Origin of the sequence: Candidatus Rhabdochlamydia sp. W815 (genome assembly GCF_018642185.1) — a bacterium.
GTDB classification, from domain to species: domain Bacteria; phylum Chlamydiota; class Chlamydiia; order Chlamydiales; family Rhabdochlamydiaceae; genus Rhabdochlamydia; species Rhabdochlamydia oedothoracis.
Genome location: NZ_JAAVTY010000054.1, coordinates 1 through 9,434, shown reverse-complemented (window position 1 = coordinate 9,434; position 9,434 = coordinate 1). Strand labels below are relative to the sequence as shown.

At 36.2% G+C, this 9,434-nt stretch carries 7 protein-coding genes, 1 tRNA gene and 1 pseudogene; 2 read left to right on the top strand and 7 right to left on the bottom strand.

Annotation, left to right across the window (positions count from 1 at the left end):
• Positions 1-147: 147 nt before the first annotated feature.
• From RHOW815_RS04835 to rpsL, 5 genes are all read right to left on the bottom strand, one after another.
• A complete protein-coding gene (locus tag RHOW815_RS04835) occupies positions 148-1,251 on the bottom strand; it encodes a TraB/GumN family protein (protein ID WP_215217208.1) in 1,104 nt (367 codons plus the stop codon).
• 255 nt (positions 1,252-1,506) lie between these two features.
• Positions 1,507-1,857, bottom strand: coding sequence for a 30S ribosomal protein S10 (gene rpsJ / locus RHOW815_RS04830; protein ID WP_215217207.1), 351 nt, complete (start codon positions 1,855-1,857; stop codon positions 1,507-1,509).
• A gap of 16 nt (positions 1,858-1,873) precedes the next feature.
• Entirely contained in the window at positions 1,874-3,976 is a 2,103-nt protein-coding gene (gene fusA, locus RHOW815_RS04825; RefSeq protein WP_215217206.1) for an elongation factor G, read from the bottom strand.
• 9 nt (positions 3,977-3,985) lie between these two features.
• Positions 3,986-4,459: a 30S ribosomal protein S7 gene (gene rpsG, locus RHOW815_RS04820; protein WP_215217205.1), complete on the bottom strand. Its 474-nt coding sequence runs from the start codon at positions 4,457-4,459 to the stop codon at positions 3,986-3,988.
• 130 nt (positions 4,460-4,589) lie between these two features.
• The gene (gene rpsL / locus RHOW815_RS04815) at positions 4,590-4,961 is read right to left on the bottom strand and encodes a 30S ribosomal protein S12 (protein WP_138106740.1); all 372 of its coding nucleotides are present in this window, start codon (positions 4,959-4,961) and stop codon (positions 4,590-4,592) included.
• Between the two features lie 238 nt (positions 4,962-5,199).
• Between rpsL and tsp the strand changes: the two genes are divergently transcribed.
• Complete coding sequence (gene tsp, locus RHOW815_RS04810) at positions 5,200-7,194, top strand: tail-specific protease Tsp (protein ID WP_215217204.1); 1,995 nt, start codon at positions 5,200-5,202, stop codon at positions 7,192-7,194.
• Between the two features lie 56 nt (positions 7,195-7,250).
• Positions 7,251-7,323: transfer RNA gene (locus RHOW815_RS04805), tRNA-Phe, on the top strand.
• Between the two features lie 221 nt (positions 7,324-7,544).
• Here RHOW815_RS04805 and RHOW815_RS04800 read toward each other — a convergent pair.
• Both RHOW815_RS04800 and RHOW815_RS04795 read right to left on the bottom strand, forming a co-directional pair.
• Positions 7,545-8,978: a hypothetical protein gene (locus RHOW815_RS04800; protein WP_215217203.1), complete on the bottom strand. Its 1,434-nt coding sequence runs from the start codon at positions 8,976-8,978 to the stop codon at positions 7,545-7,547.
• Between the two features lie 53 nt (positions 8,979-9,031).
• A pseudogene (locus RHOW815_RS04795) lies at positions 9,032-9,208 on the bottom strand (transposase); the annotation flags it as partial.
• Between the last annotated feature and the right edge of the window lie 226 nt (positions 9,209-9,434).

The following is a 9,434-nucleotide window of genomic DNA, read 5'->3' as shown; positions in this document are numbered from 1 at the left end:
TACAAACATGCTATGCTCGGGTGCACAATAGATGTTTTTTCAAGTATTTATATGTTCTTTTTTGTGCACTTCAAGGTTGAAAGGGCCAAGCTTTAAAATAAGGGGTTATGCAAGAAATCTACTTTCAATAAAGTACTGACTGTCAACTCAAGTTCTGTCTAAAACACTTGTTAAAAGTGCCATATCAATTTTTTTTATTTGAAATTTTCCTGTAGCTTCTAGAGCTTTAATAAATCCTGTTTTACCTACAAGATGACCAGCTCCTACGGCTATAGAAATAGGCTTTTCCATATTTTCCAGTCTTTCTATCACGTTAATGGTAGGCTCTGAAAGCCATTTTTTGTTTCTTTCTTTAAAAGCTACTTGTTTAGCCGCTGGCCCAACTAGTTTAGTAGTTATTAGTTTCAGTTCATCTATATTACCATGTTGCCACGCTTCTATTGATTCATATATTTGTTGAATCGAAGTATGATTATATCTATCTAACAAATAGGGGGAAAAATTTTTAGGGTAGTCCGTTAATTGAGTGAGTTTTTGCGTAGGCGAGAAAAAACTTTTTTGCCATTCTAATGTCTCAAAGCCCAGTAAGTCTGTCTTATTTTCTATTGCTAACTCAGATAAACCTATGTCCATTGTAGGTCGTATGCATTCTAATTCATCTATTGGAAGGTTTTGATAACTAGTTCCTATTTCAGTAATCAATTCGCTAGAATCTTTGATTCTTTCGAGTAACCAAGGTGCATTTGTTTCAAGATAAGAAAAATTGAGGAAATGTATAGTTCCAATTAAATACCCAGTAAAGCCTTTTTCATTTATGATTTCATATATAATGCCTTTGGGCATTGAATACTTTTCCATATTATTTTGCATGGATTCCAAACATTTATTTAAAAAATCTGCTTCTATATCCTGATCATTATTTTTAAACTTGAGACTTTGATCTGCAAGTTTTCGGTAATTACCCTCATATGCTTTTGCTGTTTTAGAAACCAAAAGTTCGATTAAACTTTCATAAGAAGAGACTATAGAAGAAAGTTCTTTCTCAGAATTTCTCTCTCTAAAGCACTTATTTATTTGTTGAAAAGCGGGTATAATAATTTCTAAAGAAACTTCCGCTTCAATACTTTTAATTTCTGTAATAGTTCTTTGAAAAAGATCAGATAAGATTAGTTTATCTGATTTGTTTTTTGTATATTCTAATTGATCGTTAAAGTAGTTTCCTTCTAATTTTGCCCATTTTTCTATTATCATAATAGTCCTAAGTTGGTTTATTATTATTAATAATATTGATTATACATATTAATTGCAAAACTTAATTGACAGCGTCAATTTGATATAATGTGTCTAGCATTTTCATTAGAAATGATGAATGGGAATTTCGTAATGACCTTTAAATCTTAAGAAAATATTATTTTATAGAGAAATAAATAAGCAATAGAGGGATACAACGAATGTTATATCCTTCCTTAAAAATAAAAAGCGATATTCATCGTTTTTTATTATTTTTTAAGCAGCTTTGGCCGGTTTGCCTGTAGAAGATAATTGTTTAACTGTAATATGTACCCCAGCTGCAACAGGAAGCACTTTTAGTTTGTCAAGTGTATCTAATGTTGGATCCAGGATTTCTAACATACGGCTACAGGTGCGTATTTCAAACTGCTCGTGAGATTTACGATCGCCATGAGGAGATCTTAATACAGTATACCCTTGCTTTTTAGTAGGTAGAGGAATGGGGCCTGCTACCCTAGCTCCGGTGCGTTTTGCTGTCTCGACAATGTCAATTACAGCACGGTCTAAAACGCGTTGGTCATAGCCTTTAAGGCAAATGCGTATTTTCTTCTTTTCTTTTTTAGCCATATATACTTGTTTGTTTTTATTTTTTCACAATTGTATCTTGAATTTTTTGAGGAACGCGCTCGAAATGAGAAGGCTCCATTACATAATTGGCACGTCCTGAACTAATAGAACGAAGCTGTGTAGAATATCCAAACATTTCACTTAAAGGGACCTCTGATTCAATGAGAATTATCCCTTTTTGCGTAATTTGATTGAGGATTTTACCACGGCGACGATTAATATCACCTATAACATCTCCCATAAACTGTTCTGGGGTAGATACCGCGACCTTCATTATTGGTTCGAGTAAAATAGGGGAACCCTTGCGCGCAGCTTCCTTAACAGCCATTGATCCACAGATTTTAAAAGCCATTTCACTTGAGTCAACTTCATGATAAGAGCCATAAACAATGGAAACTCTTACATCGACAAGGCCATAACCCGCTAAGACACCTGTTGTAAGTCCTTCGTTAACCCCTTTAATAACCGCTGGAATGTATTCTTTAGGAATAACGCCACCGACGATTTTGCTAACGACTTCATTGCCTTTACCTTGTTCATTAGGTTCGACTTCCAAGACAACGTGTGCGTATTGACCACGTCCACCAGATTGTTTAACGTATTTTGTTTCTGTTTTACAAGGTTTTGTAATAGTTTCTTTATAGGCAACTTCTGGCTTACCCACATTTGCTTCCACAGAAAATTCGCGGCACATGCGATCTCGAAGAATTTCTAGGTGTAATTCTCCCATTCCTGCAATAATTGTTTGACCTGTTTCTTCATTGGTAAATACGCGAAACGTAGGATCTTCTTCAGAGAGCGCTCCTAAAGCCACGGAGAGTCTTTCTCTATTCTCTTTTGATTTTGGCTCAATTGCCATAGAGATTACAGGTTCTGGAAACTCCATTTTTTCCAATAAAAGAGGGGAGTTTTCGCTACACAAGGTATCCCCTGTACTAGTATATTTTAGGCCAATACAAGCTGCGATATCTCCTGTAAAGAAATCGTCACGATCTTTGCGTTGATTCGCGTGCATTTCTAATAGACGTGAGATTCTTTCTTTTTTGCCTTTTGTTGTATTCATTAAAGTACTTCCTTTAGAAAGAACGCCTGAATAAATGCGTACAAAAGTCAATCTCCCTACATAAGGATCAGTTGCAATTTTAAATGCTAAAGCAGCTAGGGGCCCATCGTCTTTGGGCTCTAAAGTCATTTGTTCATCTGTGACAGCATTAATTCCTTTAATTAACCCTCGATCAATGGGAGAGGGCATCCAGTTAACAATTGCATCCAGTAAAGGTTGTACCCCTTTATTTTTAAATGCTGTTCCACACAAAACTGGATTTAATCGATTTTGACAAACCGCCTTACGAATAGCTATATGAATTTCATTTTCTGTTAGGATGTCTGGGTTTTCTAACACCTTTGTCATAAATTCTTCATTTTCATCAACAGTTGCTAGTTCTTCGAGCAATTGTTGACGCATCTCTTGACATTTAGAGAGTAGATCCTTTGGGATCTCTGCTATTTCATATTTAGCACCTAAAGTCTCATCTAAAAAGAGATATGCTTTCATTTTGATTAAATCAACCATCCCTTTAAAATTACCTTCTGCCCCAATGGGGCATTGAACAGGGATAGCATTAGCACCTAGTTTATCTTTCATAGAATCAACAGCCATGAAGAAGTCAGCTCCCACGCGATCCATTTTATTAATAAATGCAATACGCGGAACTTGATAACGCTCTGCTTGACGCCAAACGGTCTCTGATTGAGGTTGTACTCCCGCTACTGCGTCGAATACCGCAACAGCGCCATCTAGAACTCTAAGTGAACGCTCTACTTCTACTGTAAAATCGACGTGCCCTGGGGTGTCTATAATATTGATTTTACAATCTTCCCCATCTTTATCCGGCCAATATACAGTGGTAGATGCCGAAGTAATGGTAATGCCTCTTTCGCGTTCTTGTTCCATGAAATCCATAGTTGCAGCACCTTCATGTACTTCACCAATGCGGTGAGAGCGTCCAGAATAGTAGAGGATACGTTCAGTTGTAGTCGTTTTACCAGCATCAATATGCGCCATGATACCAACATTGCGTACCCTTTCTAACTTATCTTTTTCCGGTCGTTGACTCATATAACTCCTTTACCATTTATAGTGGGCAAATGCACGATTTGATTCTGCCATGCGGTGTGTATCATCTTTTTTCTTAATAGTGGCACCTTGATTGTTGTAACAATCCACAAGTTCGGCACAAAGAGCTTCTTCCATTGACCTTCCGGCTTTAGCACGAGAATAGTTGATAATCCAAGTCATGGCCATTGAAGTTCGACGATCGGCAGGGATTTCAATAGGAACTTGATAAGTAGCTCCACCAATGCGGCGAGATTTTACTTCTAAAGAAGGTTTTGCATTCTCTAGAGCTTGTAAAAAATCATTTAAAGTGTCGGTAGATTTAATTTTCTTTGCAAAAGCTTCAATAGCATTATATACAATACGGCGAGCAGTAGATTTTTTACCGCTAATCATAGTCTTATTAATCAATTTAGCCACAACTTCGCTTTTATAATGTGGGTCTGGCTCAGGTTGTCTTTTAGTAGCACGATGTCTTCTTGACATAATTTTCCTTCTTTCAAAATAATGATCTTCACTTGAGCTGCTTTGCTCGGCCCACGATTGACTCTTTTATCTTAAAAAAAGAGACAGTTGAGGGCCAGGATCTCCATATGTTGGATATCCTAAGATTACTTTACTTAGGGCGCTTTGCGCCATATTTAGATCTGGATTGCTTTCGATCTTTTACCGCAGCACAATCAAGAGCTCCTCTTACAATATGGTAACGTACACCGGGGAGGTCTTTTACTTTTCCGCCGCGGACCAGTACGATGCTATGCTCTTGCAGGTTATGGCCTTCTCCTCCGATATAAGCAATGATTTCTTTTCCATTAGATAGGCGTATCCATGCAACCTTTCTTAAAGCAGAATTTGGCTTTTTTGGAGTTTTTGTCTTTACCTGAACACAAACACCGCGCTTTTGCGGGCAATTTTGTAGAGCAGGCGACTTCTCTCTTTTTCTTTTTGACTTGCGTCCAAAACGCACTAATTGATTAATTGTTGGCATCTTTGCCCTTCTCCTTGAGCGAGTTAATTAAAAAAAGAAGCCTTAGGAAAAAGCTTCTGCTACTTCTTAGCATACAACATGGAAGAAAATATAACTGGGAACAACATTTCTTGCAAAAAGATTATCAAAAACCTAGTTTAAAAAATTTTTAAGCTAGGCTTCTTAAGCATTTATTGAGAAATTTAATTTTAAAAATTAGACTTATCATATAATTAAAGATAAACAAGGGTTATATAGGATGAAGATATTTAAAAATTTTTTAATAAGTTTACTCGGTCTGGTTTTAGTATCCGGTAATACGGGGACTTTTAAAAAACCAAGTATAGCAGTTTTTTCTATCCGTAATAACATGGAAGAGATGCTGCGTTACCATGTAGAGCATAAAGAATTTAATGAGTTGCTTGCTAAACGTAGTTTAAGAATTTATATCGAGCAGTTTGATAACAATAAAAATTATTTACTTTTTGATGAAATTGATGCTTATCTTAACCCATCCCACGAATTGTTAACTCAAATGGTAGAGCAATATAAACAAGGTTATTTCACAGTTTTTCAAGAATTAAACAACATAATTAAAAATGCTATTAAAAGAGAACGTGCTTATCGAGTATTGATACAAAAAGAGCTTATAAAAACAGGCGAAGAATTCACAAATCACAAAGCTCATTCCGATTATCCTCGTAGTAAAGATGAACTGCAAGCAAGGATTAAAAGCCATTTACAAAAAATCATTGCATTTGAGAGGAAACAAAACCCAAATAGAAAATTTGATGGTGCTTATATTCAAAAGGTATTTGCTCTGTGGGAAAAGCGTTTATCTCGTTTAGAGAATGCTTATCTGGATGTAGACGCTCAGGGTAAAAAGCTGACTAAAAATGTTTTAGAAGAACAGATGTCTATGCATGTTCTTAAAGCTATGGCAAAGAGTTTAGATGCACATACCTGCTATTTTAGTCCTAAAGAAGCTATAGAAATGCGCACTTGTCTAGAAAAACAATTCGAAGGAATTGGTGTAGTATTAACCGAATCTGTTGAAGGGGTTGTCATTAGCGATTTAGTTAAAGGAGGGCCTGCTTATCGCACAGGAAAAATTATGCCGGGAGATGTGCTTATATCCATTGATGGGAAATCTACTTCTCAGCTCTCTTATGAACAGGTCTTAGACAGCCTACAAAATGGGAGCAAACGCAAGATTGAATTAGAGTTAAAAAGAATACAAGATAAGCAAGAGACGAGTTATTTTGTAGCGCTACAAAAAGAAAAAATCATTATGGAGCAAGATCGTTTGAAATATGCTTTTGAGCCATTTGGGGATGGAATTATTGGAAAGCTTACCCTTCCTTCTTTTTATGAAAGTAAAGACAGCTCAAGTTGTGAAGCAGATATTCGATCTGCTTTAAGAGAGTTAAAAAAACAAGGTAAGCTGCATGGTTTGGTGTTAGATTTAAGGGATAATTCTGGTGGGTTTTTAACGCAAGCAGTTAAAGTTGCAGGTCTTTTCATTTCTAATGGGGTGATCGTTGTTTCTAAATATGCCCAAGAAGAAATACAATATTTGCGGGAATTAGATGGAAGGAATTATTACGATGGTCCCTTGGTTATTTTGACCTCAAAACTTTCAGCTTCTGCTGCTGAAATTGTCGCACAAGCATTGCAAGACTATGGTGTTGCCTTAGTAATAGGGGATGAGAGAACTTATGGAAAAGGTACGATTCAATTTCAAACTGTGACAAGGGAAAAGGCGCCTTCTTTTTTTAAAGTAACCGTCGGTAGATATTACACTGTTTCAGGAGCTTCTACGCAAATCGAAGGAGTAAAAGCTAACATTGTAGTTCCTACCCGGTATTTTATCTATGATGTAGGAGAGCGATTTTTGCAATACCCTCTAAAATGCGATCGAATTCCATCGGTGTATGCAGATCCTTTAGTAGATATAAATCCTCAACAGATTAATTGGTTTCAAAAACATTATTTGCCAAATCTGCAGAAAAAGGTTTCTATCTGGAATCAAATGGAATCGCTTTTAACAATAAATAGTAGTCAAAGGCTTAGTCGTGATAAAAATTTTTCTCTATTTTTAGATATTAAAAAACAAGAAAAAGAAGGAAAACAAAATGCTTTAACAGCAAATCGCAATTGGGGAATAGAAGATCTGCAAATGTCTGAGGCATTAAATATTTTAAAGGATATGGCGTTATTAGAAAGCAGTGCTCAAAACTTTAATAAAAGATAAACAATCTATTGCAAAAAATCATCTGGCTTTATATCTTTCTTGATTCACATCCGTATGGCCAGATAGCTCAGTCGGTAGAGCAGAGGCCTGAAAAGCCTTGTGTCGCCGGTTCAAATCCGGCTCTGGCCACATCTCTTGAGCTATAGTACTAGATTCCCTGAGGTAAGTTTTTTAAAAAATTGATCTTTGAAATTCTTAAGAGATCGAACTTTGAAGTTTTCTGCTATTTTTCTATACGATTGAATCGAAACCACTATATTCTAATATTTCCTGTACACTCTTTGCAAATCTTTCTCCAGAATATCCTCACTTTTGAAAAGATTTTAAACAGGCTCTAAGAAAAAATAAATTTAATTTTCTATTTCTTGCACTCTAGCGTATTCCTTGATCTCTAGAATAAAGGTATCTTTATTCACAAGGACATGCTCATTGCAAAATTGATTAGCAGCTTCTATCAAGTCTTTAAATTTATCAATCTCCTGATGAGCTTTTATGTTAAAGAACATCTCCATAGCCGCCTCGGTTGTAATTGAAATAACATCCCCTTCAATATTGACTCCTGGAAGGCGTCCTTGAAGTACAGCAACTACCAATCTTTGTGTTTTTCCTTGATTACACACTCTTGTATTACAGTCATTATATGAGTCGCTCAATGCAGAAATCATACTGGTTAGCGCATTTATTTGTTCATTCTCAGGTAGTTTCGATATAAAAATCCTAAGGCGACCAATTAGATCTGCTCCTGACATTTGTAATCCCAGTATAGTGAAGCCCTCATCATTAATAAGAGGACCAAAATCTTGATTATTCTTTCTTGGTTCTAGAAGAGCTCGTTGTGCTAGCGCTTTTTTTTCGCTATCGATTGAGCATTTCTTAAGATAGGCAACAAAGTTATCCTTAGCCTCATGAATCTCGGCAATTGTTATATCTTTTTGACGATCAAACAACAATTCGATGGCTGCTTTCATTCGCTGATCACGATCGTTTTCGTGTACGTTCATTCCTATACGGGGTGGAACTCTGATCACTTCTTCTCTCTCATTCGCAACGATAGCAGCTACTTCCCGAAGTATTCTGACTCTGTCATATGTATTCATTTCCGGAGTGATTAGTAAGCGAGATCTTCTGATCACTTCTTCTTTCTGATTCACAGGGATAGCAGCTACTTCCCGAAGTATTGAGGCTATCTCATTTGCTATCATTTTCGAAGTGATTAGTAAGAAAGAGGCAGCTACTTCCCGAAGCATTCTGGCTCTGTCATATGCTGTCATTTCCGGGGTCATTAGTAAGCGAGAGATTCTGATCACTTCTTCTCTATCATTCACAGGGATAGAAGCTACTTTCTTCTGAGTAATTTCTATATTTTTAGAAGAGTACATTTCGATAGTGACAAATGGAAGAATACTTCTCACTAACTTACCTTCATCGTTTGTAAGACTTTCTGCCACAGTTTTAATAAATGTGTTTTTGATATTTTGATCTATTTGAGGTGAGATAAGCTCAAGTATATTGCAAGTAAAGTCTGCTCTTTTATCAAGAGGCATTTCTAGTATGATGCGAATGAGCATTATTCTAGGGTCAAGCCTTATTGCCATTTTCTCTGGAAGAAGTGCAATAACTCTATCTCTGAGTTGACGCCAGCTTTCTGAAATAATGCGCAGACCCAATTGGAAGAAGCTAGACACTGCAGCAGTTACACGACGTGCAACAGCTCTAATCTCTCCATGGCGTAATTCCCAAAAGGACCTTGGGTCTTGTGATTGAACGGCTGGCAATTCGATCATATTATATTTTCCTTGTATAAAAATGTTAATATATTCAGGCTCTTAGAGCCTGTTTAAACTCTTTTCAAAATTAGAGCAATAAAAGCAAGAACCACCATATTCAGGCTTGTATGTAGTTTTCTTTCGCAATTTTTCCATAGCCTGCGACATTTTTCTATCCACGCAAAAGAACGCTCTACAACCCATCTTTTGGGAATAACTGTAAAAGTATGAAGTGTATTTCTTTCTGACCTCGCCAACCAATTTTTTTTAAAACTATTTCAAGAATACTCTTAGAATTTTTATCATCTTTTTTATTCCAAAGATGGAAATAATAATATACTAGTTTGATTTCAAATTAAGAATTGCATAAATAGATTTTATTGCACACAAGGGGAATATAAATTCTCTTAATTCTTCATAAGCTCCCCGAGCCGATATTTTGCTTGCAAAATAAAAGGCGTTTTTTAAGATCTT